Source organism: Streptomyces sp. NPDC102467 (assembly GCF_044765445.1).
Classification (GTDB): Bacteria; Actinomycetota; Actinomycetes; order Streptomycetales; family Streptomycetaceae; genus Streptomyces.
In genome coordinates this window covers 477,115-489,777 of the sequence record NZ_JBIWKA010000004.1, presented here as the reverse complement: position 1 = coordinate 489,777, position 12,663 = coordinate 477,115, and the positions used below count along the sequence as shown (strand labels likewise).

Here is a 12,663-nt window from a genome sequence, read left to right as displayed (position 1 = left end):
GGGTCCTTCTGGCGGGCGTCAGGAGGACGCAAGGGCCGAGGCGCGGCGGTTACGGGTCAGGAAGGCCTCGACACGGGCCCGGTCCGGTTCCGCCGGGAGCGCGGTGCGGGTCGCCGCGGCGTCCGCCTCGGCCGTCAGGCGCGCCATCCGGCGGTCGATCTCGGGCCACGACACCTCGCCGCGCTTGACCGCGAGCAGCGGCTCGCGCTGGTCGCCCACGTCGATCGTCAGCTCGCCGGTGCGCAGCAGATCGCGGCAGGACATCAGGAGGCGCAGCAGGTGCATGGCGTGCTTCCAGCGCGGGGCGCCGTGCAGGCGCACGTCGGCCTCCAGCTTCTTGCGCTGGCCGGCCGCGTAGCGCGCGAACGTGTCGTGGGCCCGGCGGGAGAGGAACGCGTCGCGCAGGGAGAGGAGTTCGCGGCCGGTCCCCGAGACGTGCTCGACGAGCGGTGAGTGCAGGCACTCCAGGACGTTCGGGTTGGCGCGCAGGGCCAGTTCGCAGAAGCGCTCCAGCTCCCAGGAGAACTGTTCCTCCGCCGGGCCCTCCACGTGGGCCGGCGGTTTGTCGAACCGCCAGAACAGCGGCGTCGGCGCCAGGTACACACCGCGCCGGTCCGTGTCGCTCGCGTCCGTGGCCAGGCCGAAGGCGCGCGAACCCATGACACAGGCGTAGATCGTGTGGTCGCGCACCAGGTCGGCGGGGAGCGGGTGTTCCGGTTCCATGCGGGGAGCGTAAGGCGTCGCCTCAGCCGAGCGTGATCGAATTTCCGGTGACCGTGATCTTCCGCGGCGGCAGTGGTCGGGGCGCGGGGCCGCCCGCCACCGAGGCGTCCGCGACCCGGTACTTCGAGCCGTGACACGGGCAGTTGATCGTGCCCCCGGACACGGAGCTGACCGTGCAGCCCTGATGCGTACAGATCGCGGAGAACGCCTTGAAGTCGCCCTGGACCGGCTGTGTCACCACGACCTTCTGGTCGGCGAAGATCGTGCCACCGCCCACCGGGATGTCCGAGGTCTTCGCCAACGCGTCCGGTGCGGGCGGCTGTTGAGCCGATTTCCCGGACGCGGGGGGAGTGGGGGAGGCCTCCGGCCGGGTGTCGCCGCCGGCGCCTTCGTCGCCGTACTTGCTGCAGCCGGCCGCGAGCGCCGCCGCACCCGCGACGAGTACGCTCCGCCGGGTCGCGACCGGTTTCATGCCGTCACCCCCACCGTCCGGAAGAACCACAGCGCCGACGTCAGCCAGAGCAGCGTCAGGACCGCGAAGACGAGACCGCCGACCACCGGCAGCAGCCAGCCGGGCAACCGCTCCGCGCGCAGCAGCAGCATCTTGGCGCTGAACGCGCCGAAGAAGAAGCAGCCGAGGAACGAGTGCCACATGACGCGGGTCGAGTACGTCTGGTAGCCGAGCGCGTAGAGACAGTGCACCGCGACCGGCACCGCCACCAGGAACGCGATCCGGCCCGACCAGCGGTGCAGCGCGGGCGCGTAGGACGGGCCGCGCAGCTTCCCGTAGACCATGAACGCCGACACGAGCTGCACAAGCGCGAAGGCGAACGCCACCGTCGCCAGCCAGGACTTCACCGCGCTGGTGCTGGAGAACCCGGCCAGGTTGAAGGCCGTGCCCGCCGGGTCGTGGGCCTTGCCGTACGCGCCGAGCGCCACGGCCACGACGGCCGCGACGACGGCGGGCAGCAGGTAGCGGGCCGGGCCGGGACGCCGGTGGCCGGGGTCGGGGCCCGGGAAGCTCTGGGTCGCGGCGTTCGGATCGACGGTCATGGTTATCCCTCGCGAAGGTCGGGAGGTCGACGGGGATCAGCAGGGGCGTCGGCCGGTCGGGGTGGCCGGGGCGGTCAGGGCGGTCAGGGGACGACGGGGCGAGCGGTCAGCCGCTCGCCGTCGACGCTGACGGCACCCGTCCCCGGGTCGATGCGGGGCGCGGCGGACGGCTGGTCGTCACGGCGGACGATGCCGACCTGGCGGCCACCGGGCAGCACGATCCAGCCGCCGTCGACCTTCGCGCCGCGCACCTCGGTGGTGGCGCGGTACAGGCCGGACGGCTTGACGGCCTTCTTCGCCGTGAAGCCGTACGGGCGGTCCTCGATCCGGACGGTGCCGCGGATCGAGGCGCCGGCCGGCTTTCCCACCAGCTCGGCGCCGTGGCTCCCGCTGAGCTTCATCGAGCCGTCGTCCTCGACGGTCCCCTTCAGCCATGACTCCTTGGTGCGGCCGTCGCAGAAGTAGGCCACGGCCTTGGTACCGCGTACGGAGATGGAGACGGCAGCGGTGTCGTCGTCGGTGCGGCCCGCGTAACCGGTCTTCCGGCCGGCCGTCCTGGACGGGCTCGGGCTCGCCGTCGTGCGGGTCGGTGAGGCCGACGGCGGTGGGCTCGTCGTGGCGGCGGGCGCACCGGCGTACGAGGAGCCGCTCTCGCCCGTCGTCGCGTTGAGCGACAGCATGACCACTGCCAGAGCCAGACCGGCGAACAGTGTGCCGAGAGGTCCTGCGCGCTTCATGACGAACCTCCCCCGAAGCGGGACAGTGCCGCCCTCCATGCAAGCAGTTCCGGATGAATGGCGACAGAGGATGGTTGGGGTGACATTGGGGTGTTCGGCGGCTGTCTCGACAGACGGGCGCCGTGCACCGGCGTGCGGCGCCCCAACTACGCTGGACACCGGCATACGTACGGACGTGATCAAGGAGTGACACCGTGGCGGTACGAGCGGTCCGGGGCGCCGTCCAACTCGAGCAGGACGAGTCCGGGCACATGAACGAGCAGGTCAGCGAGCTGCTCACCGCCGTCCTCGAGCGGAACCGGCTGAGCTGCGACGACCTGATCTCCATCTGGTTCACGGCCACGCCCGACCTGCACTCCGACTTCCCAGCAGCCGCCGCCCGCAAGCTGGGCATCACCGACGTACCGCTGATCTGCGCTCAGGAACTGGACATCGCGGGCGCCATGCCGCGCGTCGTCAGGATCCTCGCGCACGTCGAGACCGAGCTGCCCAGGTCCGAGGTCGCCCACGTCTACCTCGGCGCCGCGGCCACCCTGCGCAAGGACATCGCCCAGTGAGAACCGCACTCGTCATCGGCACCGGCCTCATCGGCACCTCCGCCGCCCTGGCCCTGGCCTCGCGCGGCGTCACCGTGCACCTCGCCGACCACGACACGGCGCAGGCCCGCACCGCGGCCGCGCTGGGCGCCGGGACGGACGAGCCGCCGCAGGCTCCGGTCGACCTGTGCGTCGTCGCCGTGCCGCCGGCCCACGTGGCCGCGACCCTGGCCGACGCGATGCGGCGGGCCACGGCCCGCGCCTACCTGGACGTCGCGAGTGTCAAGGGCGGCCCGCGCCGCGAGCTCGAAGCGCTCGGCCTCGACCTCACGGCGTACATCGGTACGCACCCGATGAGCGGCCGGGAGCGCAGCGGCCCGCTCGCCGCGACCGCCGACCTCTTCGAGGGCCGCCCGTGGGTGCTGACCCCGACCCGGGACACCGACACCGAGGTCCTCAACGTCGCCCTCGAACTCGTCGCCCTGTGCCGCGCGGTGCCCGTCGTGATGGACGCCGACGCCCACGACCGGGCCGTCGCGCTCGTCTCGCACATGCCCCACCTGGTCTCCAGCATGGTCGCGGCCCGCCTGGAGAACGCCGAGGAGAGCGCCGTACGGCTGTGCGGGCAGGGCATCCGGGACGTGACCCGGATCGCGGCCTCGGAGCCGGGCATGTGGATCGACATCCTCTCCGCGAACCCGGGTCCCGTCGCCGACCTCCTCGCCGCCGTCTCCGAGGACCTGGACGAGACGGTCCGTGCCCTGCGGTCGCTGCAGTCGAGCGACGACGCCAAGCGCCGCGAGGGCGCCGGCGGCGTCGAGACGATGCTGCGCAGGGGCAACGCGGGGCAGAGCCGGGTCCCCGGCAAGCACGGTGCGGCCCCGGCGGCGTACGAGATCGTGGCCGTTCTCATCTCCGACCAGCCGGGTGAGCTGGCCCGCATCTTCGCGGACGCGGGCGCCGCCGGCGTCAACGTCGAGGACGTCCGCATCGAGCACGCGACCGGTCAGCAGGCCGGTTTCGTGCAGCTCATGGTGCAGCCCGCCGCGGCAGCGAAGCTGGCGGCGTCGCTGCGCGAGCGCGGCTGGGCCATGCGGCAGTAAGAGGCGCCCGCAGGAGCCAGTAACCTTGTGCGGGGTGCTTTCGCGCCCCGCCCTCCTGCCCCGTGCACTCAGAAAGGTGTCCGTCACCGTGGAAACCGCCGCCCCGGCAGCCGTGATCGTCGCCATCGACGGACCCTCCGGCACGGGCAAGTCGAGCACCTCGAAGGCCGTCGCCGCCCAGCTCGGCCTGAGCTACCTCGACACCGGCGCCCAGTACCGCGCGATCACCTGGTGGATGGTGAACAACGGGATCGACCTGACCGACCCGTCCGCCGTCGCCGCGGTCGCGGGCAAGGCCGAGATCATCTCCGGCACGGACCCGTCCGCGCCCACCATCACCGTCGACGGCACGGACGTCGCGGGCCCGATCCGCACGAGCGAGGTCACGTCCAAGGTCAGCGCCGTCAGCGCGGTCCCCGAGGTGCGGGCCCGCATCACCGAGCTGCAGCGCTCCATCGCGGCCTCGGCAGCGGTGGACGGCGTGGGCATCGTCGTCGAGGGCCGTGACATCGGTACGACCGTGCTGCCCGACGCCGATCTCAAGGTCTTCCTCACCGCGTCGCCCGAGGCCCGCGCCGCCCGCCGCTCCGGCGAGCTGAAGGGCGCCGACGTCAAGGCCACGCAGGAGGCCCTGATCAAGCGGGACGCGGCCGACTCCAGCCGTAAGACGTCGCCGCTGGCCAAGGCCGGCGACGCCGTCGAGGTGGACACCACCGACCTCACGCTGCAGCAGGTCATCGAGTGCGTCGTCACCCTCGTCGAGGAGAAGCGGACGTCCGAGTGAGCCCTGTGAGTGCTTCGGAACGTGGGGCCGAGGTCGGCCGGCGGATCGGCGTCGGTCTGATGTACGGGCTGTGGAAGCCGCGCGTGCTCGGCGCGTGGCGGGTACCGGCGAGCGGCCCGGTCATCCTGGCCGTGAACCACTCGCACAACGTGGACGGCCCCATGGTCATGGGCGTCGCGCCGCGTCCCACGCACTTCCTGATCAAGCAGGAGGCGTTCGCCGGCCCGCTCGGCACCTTCCTCGAAGGCATCGGACAGGTGAAGGTCGACCGGACCGGCGCGGACCGGACGGCCGTCACGCGGGCGCTCGGCGTCCTCACCGACGGGGGAGTGCTCGGCATCTTTCCCGAGGGCACGCGCGGCGACGGCGATTTCGCGTCGCTGCGGGCCGGGCTCGCCTACTTCGCGGTGCGCAGTGGTGCGCCGATCGTCCCGGTCGCCGTACTGGGAAGCACGGAGAAGCGTGGACGGTTGATAAAGGGGCTGCCTCCACTGCGCAGCCGGGTCGACGTCGTCTTCGGGGACCCCTTCGAGGCGGGCGACGGCAGCGGGCGGCGTACGCGCACGGCGCTCGACGCGGCGACCGTGCGCATCCAGGGGCGGCTCACCGCGCACCTGCAGAATGCCAGGCGCCTGACCGGGCGCTGAGCGAGACTTTCAGTAGTGGACCGCGGTCCGCCGCGGAACACCGATCACCACGAATGAACGACGAGGTACGGACTTCATGAACGACCAGATCCAGCCCGAGGGCTCCCCGGAACACGAGCATGGGGCGCTCGGCGATGCCGAGTACGCGGAGTTCATGGAGCTCGCCGCCGAGGAGGGCTTCGACGTCGAGGACGTCGAAGGCGCGCTCGAGGAGGCGGGCCACGGCCCGCTGCCCGTGCTCGCCGTCGTCGGCCGTCCGAACGTCGGCAAGTCGACGCTGGTGAACCGCATCATCGGCCGCCGCGAGGCCGTCGTCGAGGACAAGCCGGGCGTCACCCGCGACCGTGTCACCTATGAGGCCGAGTGGGCGGGCCGCCGCTTCAAGCTCGTCGACACCGGTGGCTGGGAGCAGGACGTGCTCGGCATCGACGCGTCGGTCGCCGCACAGGCCGAGTACGCGATCGAGACCGCCGACGCGGTGGTCTTCGTGGTGGACTCCACGGTCGGCGTCACCGACACCGACGAGGCCGTCGTCCGGCTGCTCCGCAAGGCCAACAAGCCCGTGGTGCTCTGCGCCAACAAGGTCGACGGTCTGAGCGGCGAGGCCGACGCCACCGCCCTGTGGTCCCTCGGCATCGGCGAGCCGCACCCCGTGTCCTCGCTGCACGGCCGCGGCACGGGCGACATGCTGGACGCGGTCATCGAGGCGCTGCCCGACGCGCCCGCGCAGACCTTCGGGGTCGCGGTCGGCGGGCCGCGCCGGGTCGCCCTGATCGGCCGTCCGAACGTCGGCAAGTCCTCCCTCCTGAACCAGGTGGCCAACGAGGACCGCGTCGTCGTCAACGAGCTGGCGGGCACCACCCGTGACCCGGTCGACGAGCTCATCGAGCTCGGCGGCGTCACCTGGAAGTTCGTCGACACGGCGGGCATCCGCAAGCGCGTCCACCTCCAGCAGGGCGCCGACTACTACGCCTCGCTGCGCACGGCCGCCGCCGTCGAGAAGGCGGAGGTCGCGGTCATCCTGATCGACTCCTCCGAGTCGATCTCCGTGCAGGACCAGCGGATCGTGACGAGCGCGGTCGAGGCGGGCCGCGCGATCGTCGTCGCGTACAACAAGTGGGACACCCTCGACGAGGAGCGCCGCTACTACCTGGAGCGCGAGATCGAGACCGAGCTCGCGCAGATCGCCTGGGCGCCGCGGGTGAACGTGTCGGCGCGTACCGGCCGCCACATGGAGAAGCTGGTCCCGGCGATCGAGACCGCCCTGGCCGGCTGGGAGACCCGCGTCCCGACGGGCCGCCTGAACGCGTTCCTCGGTGAGATCGTCGCCTCCCACCCGCACCCGGTCCGCGGCGGCAAGCAGCCCCGCATCCTCTTCGGTACGCAGGCCGGCACCAAGCCGCCGCGGTTCGTGCTCTTCTCCTCCGGCTTCATCGAGCACGGGTACCGGCGCTTCGTGGAGCGGCGTCTGCGCGAGGAGTTCGGGTTCGAGGGGACGCCGATCCACATCTCGGTGCGGGTCCGGGAGAAGCGCGGCAAGAAGAAGTAGTCGTACGTACGTCTACGGGCGCTCAGCGCTCGCGGCGCGGACCGGGCGGCAGCGCGGCGGGGAGGAGACCTCCCTGTCCGTGCTGCCGCCCGTTCGGCTGCCAGGAGTGCTGTGGGGCAGCCGGATAGTGCGGGGTGTGGATCCGTGTCCCGTAGGGCGCCGTCCCGAAGGCCGTGAACCCCAGATCCTCCTCGCCGCTGCGGTCGCCGGGCAGGGTCCTGAAGGACCGCCGGTACTCCGCGAACAGGGCGTCGTAGATCGGCGTGGCCGAACGGCCGACCGAGTAGTCCTCCGCGGGACGCATGGACGGGATGTAGTTCTGGTACGGCTGGCGCCGTCCGGCGGAGGCGGATGAGGTGGGGTCGTATGGGTGCACGTATGTGCCAACGACCCGGGCCCCCGACGGATGCGCCCTTGGCCTCGGCTTTCGCGGGGCGTCAGCAGGGTGACCGGCGCATTCGTCGGGGGCCCGGGTACGGATCGGGCGTCGGCCAGGGCCTGTCTTCAAATTCCCTCCCAGCGGTAGCTGGGGGAGCGTGCCAGGCGTCGCGGGGCTGGCGGCACCTCCCGGCCGAAGGCTGGGGGAGGGAGTTTGAAGACAGGTTCTAGGTGCCCGCGAGCGGCATGGCGGCGGCGACCAGCCTCCCGTTCGCCGCGGCCTTGTCGAGGGCGTCGCGCAGCAGATCCTCGCGCGGCTGGCGGCCGATCGAGCCGACGGGGGCGGCGCAGACGAGCACCGTGTGCGTCTTGTTGGCAGCGGCCCGCCAGCCGTCGGTGACCTGGAGCGGCTGGTGCGCCTGCCACCAGGCGACCTGGGAGGGGGTGCCGCCGGTGCCGGGCTGCAGTACGGCGTGCAGCCGGCCCATGGCGAGCAGCACCGACCAGCCGGGCAGCACCCGCGGTGCCTCGGTCAGCTCGGTGACCGGCATGAAGCCCTGCTCGATCAGGAGCGGCAGGAAGTCGTCGCCCCCGTCGGGCTGGGTGCCGGGGCGGGCGATGGGTCCGGTCGGTTCGATGACGAGCGTGGGGTGCAGTTCGCCCGCGATCAGCAGCAGGCCGCTGGTCACGCCGAGCACGGCCTGCGCGGTGCCACCCTCCGGCGGGGCGGCGCCGCCGGCCGGCTCGGGGGAGCCGGAGACGGACCGGACGGCGCCCTGGAGCTGGTCCTCGGCGACCTGCACCACCTGCGACGGCAGGCAGCCCGCATGGGCGAAGGCGAGAACGGCGGTCTCGTCACCGACGAACAGGACGGTGCTGGTGCGTTCCTGCGCCGAGTCGCCGGGGGTACGGCAGGACGTGCAGTCGTAGCTGCCGGGGGTGTGGTCGCCGGTGAGCAGCCGGTCGGCTTCGTCGTCGCCGATCTCGGCGCGTACGTCGTTACTCACGTCGAGCAAGCGCGGCACGGGGGCTCCTCTGGTCGGATGCGTGCTTATGAAGGAACAACGGGCGATCTGTGGCAGGGGTCACGCCCGGAAGCGAACGGAATCCACCCATCCGAAGCACGCCGTGAAGAGACGCCCGGAATCTGTCACTCCATGTCAACTTCTAGGTAATCCAAGGAAGTTGAGAGAGTGAGCTGAGTCACAGATCGCCGGGTCGGCTGGTCGACAAATCCTGATATCAGCCAATGAAGTGGGTGGCCTGAACTCGTCGCTACTCCGAGTAACGGTGAACTGGCCTGGAGCGACGAGGCCGTGGTTGATGCGGGTCCCGTGCGCTGCCTAGATTCCAGCGCCGTCTGCACCTCGCAGTCCACGAGAGGGAATCTCATGTCCGTGCCGATACGTACGGCTCGAACGACAGCGGTGATCGCCGGGGCAGTTCTGCTCGCCCCCCTCGGCCTCCTCGCGACCGGTGGCTCCGCCCACGCGGCCGACTCCGGAGTCTGGGACCGCATCGCCCGTTGCGAGAGCGGCGGTAACTGGCACATCAATACCGGCAACGGTTACTACGGCGGGCTCCAGTTCTCCGCCGGGACGTGGCGCGCGTACGGCGGAGGGTCCTACGCGTCGACGGCCGACCGGGCCTCGAAGGGCCAGCAGATCGCCGTGGCCGCGAAGGTGCTGCGCGCGCAGGGCTGGGGCGCCTGGCCCGTCTGCTCGGGGCGGGCCGGCGCATACGGTGACGCCCCGTCGGCAGCGGCCGCGAAGCCCAAGGCCGCGAAGCCCAAGGCCGCGAAGCCCAAGCCCGCTGAGCCGAAGTCGGTGCGGCCCGAGTCGGTGGAGCTCAAGTCCGCCCCGGCGGAGCGCGCTTCGGCGACCGCCGACCGCGGCTCGGTCCGGCGCGGCGGCTACGTCGTCCAGGGCGGCGACACGCTGGGCGGCATCGCGGCGGCCTACGGCACCACCTGGGAGCGCCTGTACGCCGCCAACAAGGCGGCCATCGGCGCCGACCCGCACCTGATCGTGCCGGGCCAGCGGTTGCTGGTCGGGTAGCCCGGGTGGTGCCCCGCGGTTCCGGCCGGTGCGCCGACCGGGTGCGGCCGCGGCCATCGCGGCGCGGCAGCGGTGGTGCCCCCGCCCCCGCTGCTTAGCGTGCCGCATGCACCTGATGCCTACGAGGCCGACGCCGCCGAGGACGCACGGCTGGACGGCGGTCCTCCTGGGCGGACTGCTCGCTCTGGCCCCCGCGCCGGGCGCCGCGTCCGCCGCCCCGCCACTCGCGAGCAGCGGCGGGCCCGCCGTCTCCGCCGTATTCAGGCCTGACGACTGCGCGCGCGACCAGTGGCCGTGGTCCTGCCTCGCCGAGTGCGAGAGCGGCGGGCGCTGGAACGCCAACACCGGGAACTCCTTCTACGGTGGGCTCCAGTTCCGGCAGTCCACCTGGGAGGCGTACGGCGGCCTGAAGTACGCGCCGCGTGCCGACCTCGCGACCCGCGCCGAGCAGATCAAGGTCGCCGAGGAAGTGCTGCGGGGCCAGGGCTGGCGGGCCTGGCCCGTGTGCTCGAAGAAGTACCGGCTCGCCGGCCGCGTCCATGTGGTGCGGCGGGGTGAGACGCTGGCGTCGATCGCCCGCCGCTTCAAGGTCAAGGGCGGCTGGCAGGCGCTCTACAAGGCCGACCGGCAGATGATCGGGCCGAACCCGGACCGGCTCAACGCGGGCACGATGCTGCTCATCCCGACGCCGTAGCCTCCGCCGCCGTGCGAGGGCCCGCTCTACCGGATCCTGTCACTCTGGACGATGACATGGGCGGACGAGCGTTGACCTCCCGCACTGCTCCCACCAGCTGTTATGTGCCCCTGATGGACGAAACGGCCAAATGGTTCCGGAAAATGTCTACCAATTAGGCAACTGTTCTGGAACAACATGATGATGAAGAACAACCCTCCCCAGGGCATCCCTGTCTAACCATCCGGTAGGCGGAGCACCCGGGCTGTTCAGACTGATCAGACCGTCCGGACCGGCCGCGAGGAATGGTGGGATACGGGGACGCATGCAGATTTCTTTCTTGATTCACAATGCGTATGGGATCGGAGGGACGATCCGTACGACGTACAACCTCGCCAACACCCTGGCCGAGCAGCACGACGTGGAAGTCGTCTCCGTGTTCCGGCACCGTGACGAACCCGTCTTCGCGCCCGACCCCCGCGTACGGCTCCGTCACCTTGTCGACATTCGCAAAGACTCCGCCGGGTACGAGGGCGAGGACCCCGAGTTCAAGAAGGCCGCCTCGGTCTTCCCCCGGTCCGAGGGGCGCTACGAGCAGTACAGTGCGCTCACCGACCGGCGCATCGCCGAGCACCTGACCGCCGTCGAGGCGGACGTCGTCGTGGGCACCCGGCCCGGCCTCAACGTGCACCTCGCCCGGCAGACCAGGCGCGGCCCGCTGCGCGTCGGCCAGGAGCACCTCACGCTCGACACGCACCCCCTCGGCCTCCGCCGGGAGCTGCGCAGCGTCTATCCGCGGCTCGACGCGCTCACCACGACCACGGAGGCCGACGCCCGCGCCTACCGTGACCGGATGCGGCTGCCCGGCGTGCGCATAGAGGCCATGCCCAACCCGGTGCCCGCCCCCGGTGTCGCGCCGGCCGACGGCGATGGCAAGTGGGTCGTGGCCGCGGGCCGGCTCGCGCCCGTCAAGCGGTACGACCTGCTGATCAGGGCCTTCGACAAGGTGCGCGCCGAGCGCCCCGACTGGCGGCTGCGGATCTACGGCGGCGGCAAGCAGAAGGACAAGCTGCGCCACCTCATCGACGAGCTCGGCCTGTACAACCACGTCTTCCTCATGGGTACCGCCAACCCCATCGAACCGGAGTGGGCGAAGGGTTCCGTCGCCGCGGTGACGTCGACCTTCGAATCGTTCGGCATGACGATCGTCGAGGCGATGCGGTGCGGTCTGCCCGTTGTCGCCACCGACTGCCCGCACGGCCCCGGCGAGATCATCGACAACGGGGTCGACGGACGCCTCGTCGAGGTCGGCAACGTCGACGCGATCTCCGCCGGCCTGCTCGAACTCATCAACGACGACGCACTGCGCCGCCGGATGGCGGAGAAGGCGCTCGCCAACTCCGCCCGCTTCGACCCCGCGCGGATCGCCGAACGCTACGAGGACCTCTTCGGCTCGCTCACCGCCCGCGGCGGCTCCACCGGGATGCTGCACCGCGCGCGCGGATCCCTGATGGGCGGCGCCTACGCCGTACGGGACGCCCTCAAGTCGCAAGGAAAGGGACGCACCGTATGACGACGCCACTGGCCACGCCCAGACCCCTTCCTTCGTCCGACGACAGGACCGCCACCATGGCACCCCGCGCCGACTGCATCGCCGATTCCGCCGGCGGGCTCACCTTCGACGTCTCCGACCACGGGTCGCTCGTCCCGGCCCACCTCGTGCTGGTCGACCGGGCCGGCGGCGAGGAGGTACGGCTGCCGCTCACCCCGGTGGGCGACGGCCGCCTGCGCGCCTCGCTGCCGATCAGCGTCGGCCTCGCGGAGGGGCGCTGGGACACGTACGCGCAGGTCGCCGGGGAAGAGCCGGTGCGCCTTGTGCCGGGCCTGAACGATCTGCGCTCGCTGGTCGACCGCGCGCCCGGCGGATCGCGCGGCTACGTGGCCGTGCGCATCCCCTACGCGACCAAGCACGGCAACCTCACCGTGCGCAGCTGGCTGCGGACCCCGCACGCCGAAGCCGGTGAACTGCGCATCGAGGGCGGCGAGTTGACCGTCCGCGGGCGGGTCTACGGGGCGCAGTTCACGGCCAAGGCGCATGCCGAGATACGCTCCCGCGCGGCCGCAGGGCCGGTGCTGCGGGGCGAACTGACCGTGGACGGCGCCGAGTTCGCGTTGCGGATCGGGTACGACGAGCTCTCGGTAGGACGTTGGGACCTGTGGCTGCGGCCCGGCGGCGAGGACGGACCCGAGGTGCGGGTGGCCCGCCTCCTCGACGACATCGCCGACAAGAAGCCGATCTTCGCCTATCCCGCGACGCAGGTGACGGTCGCCGGGCGGGAGTTGTCCGCCGAGCCGTACTACACCGCCGACAACGACCTCGCGGTCGTGGTGAGCGCTGTGGCGTAGCTGTGGAGTAGCGGACC

15 protein-coding genes are annotated in these 12,663 nt (G+C 71.7%); 9 read left to right on the top strand and 6 right to left on the bottom strand.

Translation table 11 applies throughout. The features are described from left to right. Positions 1-18 precede the first annotated feature (18 nt). The 4 genes from ACIREE_RS10840 to ACIREE_RS10825 all read right to left on the bottom strand — a co-directional run bounded on the left by ACIREE_RS10840 (position 19) and on the right by ACIREE_RS10825 (position 2,513). On the bottom strand, positions 19-723 hold the full coding sequence (locus ACIREE_RS10840; protein WP_404149297.1) for a DNA polymerase beta superfamily protein: 705 nt from the start codon (positions 721-723) through the stop codon (positions 19-21). Between the two features lie 22 nt (positions 724-745). Then, the gene (locus tag ACIREE_RS10835) at positions 746-1,195 is read right to left on the bottom strand and encodes a Rieske (2Fe-2S) protein (RefSeq protein WP_404149294.1); all 450 of its coding nucleotides are present in this window, start codon (positions 1,193-1,195) and stop codon (positions 746-748) included. Beyond that, the gene (locus ACIREE_RS10830; RefSeq protein WP_404149291.1) at positions 1,192-1,776 is read right to left on the bottom strand and encodes a DUF6529 family protein; all 585 of its coding nucleotides are present in this window, start codon (positions 1,774-1,776) and stop codon (positions 1,192-1,194) included. Before ACIREE_RS10830 ends, ACIREE_RS10835 begins: the two co-directional genes overlap by 4 nt. An 83-nt stretch (positions 1,777-1,859) precedes the next feature. After that, complete coding sequence (locus ACIREE_RS10825) at positions 1,860-2,513, bottom strand: hypothetical protein (protein ID WP_404149288.1); 654 nt, start codon at positions 2,511-2,513, stop codon at positions 1,860-1,862. A 194-nt stretch (positions 2,514-2,707) separates the two neighbouring features. On the opposite strand from ACIREE_RS10825, the gene aroH reads away from it, so the two are divergent. The 5 genes from aroH (at position 2,708) to der (ending at position 7,132) form a co-directional block, all read left to right on the top strand. Further along, a complete protein-coding gene (gene aroH / locus ACIREE_RS10820) occupies positions 2,708-3,070 on the top strand; it encodes a chorismate mutase (protein WP_404149286.1) in 363 nt (120 codons plus the stop codon). Beyond that, positions 3,067-4,152: a prephenate dehydrogenase gene (locus ACIREE_RS10815; protein ID WP_404149284.1), complete on the top strand. Its 1,086-nt coding sequence runs from the start codon at positions 3,067-3,069 to the stop codon at positions 4,150-4,152. The genes aroH and ACIREE_RS10815 overlap by 4 nt, the downstream gene beginning before the upstream one ends. A gap of 88 nt (positions 4,153-4,240) precedes the next feature. After that, on the top strand, positions 4,241-4,936 hold the full coding sequence (gene cmk / locus ACIREE_RS10810) for a (d)CMP kinase (protein ID WP_404149283.1): 696 nt from the start codon (positions 4,241-4,243) through the stop codon (positions 4,934-4,936). Further along, on the top strand, positions 4,894-5,583 hold the full coding sequence (locus tag ACIREE_RS10805; RefSeq protein WP_404149280.1) for a lysophospholipid acyltransferase family protein: 690 nt from the start codon (positions 4,894-4,896) through the stop codon (positions 5,581-5,583). The genes cmk and ACIREE_RS10805 overlap by 43 nt, the downstream gene beginning before the upstream one ends. A 76-nt stretch (positions 5,584-5,659) precedes the next feature. Continuing rightward, positions 5,660-7,132: a ribosome biogenesis GTPase Der gene (der, locus tag ACIREE_RS10800; RefSeq protein WP_404149279.1), complete on the top strand. Its 1,473-nt coding sequence runs from the start codon at positions 5,660-5,662 to the stop codon at positions 7,130-7,132. Between the two features lie 22 nt (positions 7,133-7,154). On the opposite strand, the gene ACIREE_RS10795 is transcribed toward der, so the two are convergent. Then, positions 7,155-7,436 (bottom strand): hypothetical protein, encoded by a 282-nt coding sequence (locus tag ACIREE_RS10795; protein ID WP_404149276.1) that lies wholly within the window; start codon positions 7,434-7,436, stop codon positions 7,155-7,157. 301 nt (positions 7,437-7,737) lie between these two features. Continuing rightward, complete coding sequence (locus ACIREE_RS10790) at positions 7,738-8,535, bottom strand: hypothetical protein (protein ID WP_404149274.1); 798 nt, start codon at positions 8,533-8,535, stop codon at positions 7,738-7,740. 366 nt (positions 8,536-8,901) lie between these two features. Between ACIREE_RS10790 and ACIREE_RS10785 the strand changes: the two genes are divergently transcribed. The 4 genes from ACIREE_RS10785 to ACIREE_RS10770 all read left to right on the top strand — a co-directional run bounded on the left by ACIREE_RS10785 (position 8,902) and on the right by ACIREE_RS10770 (position 12,646). After that, positions 8,902-9,567 (top strand): transglycosylase family protein, encoded by a 666-nt coding sequence (locus ACIREE_RS10785; protein WP_404149272.1) that lies wholly within the window; start codon positions 8,902-8,904, stop codon positions 9,565-9,567. A gap of 115 nt (positions 9,568-9,682) precedes the next feature. Then, positions 9,683-10,261, top strand: coding sequence for a transglycosylase family protein (locus ACIREE_RS10780; RefSeq protein ID WP_404149269.1), 579 nt, complete (start codon positions 9,683-9,685; stop codon positions 10,259-10,261). A gap of 304 nt (positions 10,262-10,565) precedes the next feature. Next, positions 10,566-11,813 carry a glycosyltransferase family 4 protein gene (locus ACIREE_RS10775; protein WP_404149267.1) on the top strand — a complete coding sequence of 416 codons (1,248 nt, stop codon included), beginning with the start codon at positions 10,566-10,568 and terminating at the stop codon, positions 11,811-11,813. Continuing rightward, positions 11,810-12,646, top strand: a complete 837-nt coding sequence (locus ACIREE_RS10770) for a hypothetical protein (RefSeq protein WP_404149265.1) — start codon at positions 11,810-11,812, stop codon at positions 12,644-12,646. The genes ACIREE_RS10775 and ACIREE_RS10770 overlap by 4 nt, the downstream gene beginning before the upstream one ends. The last annotated feature ends 17 nt before the right edge of the window (positions 12,647-12,663 follow it).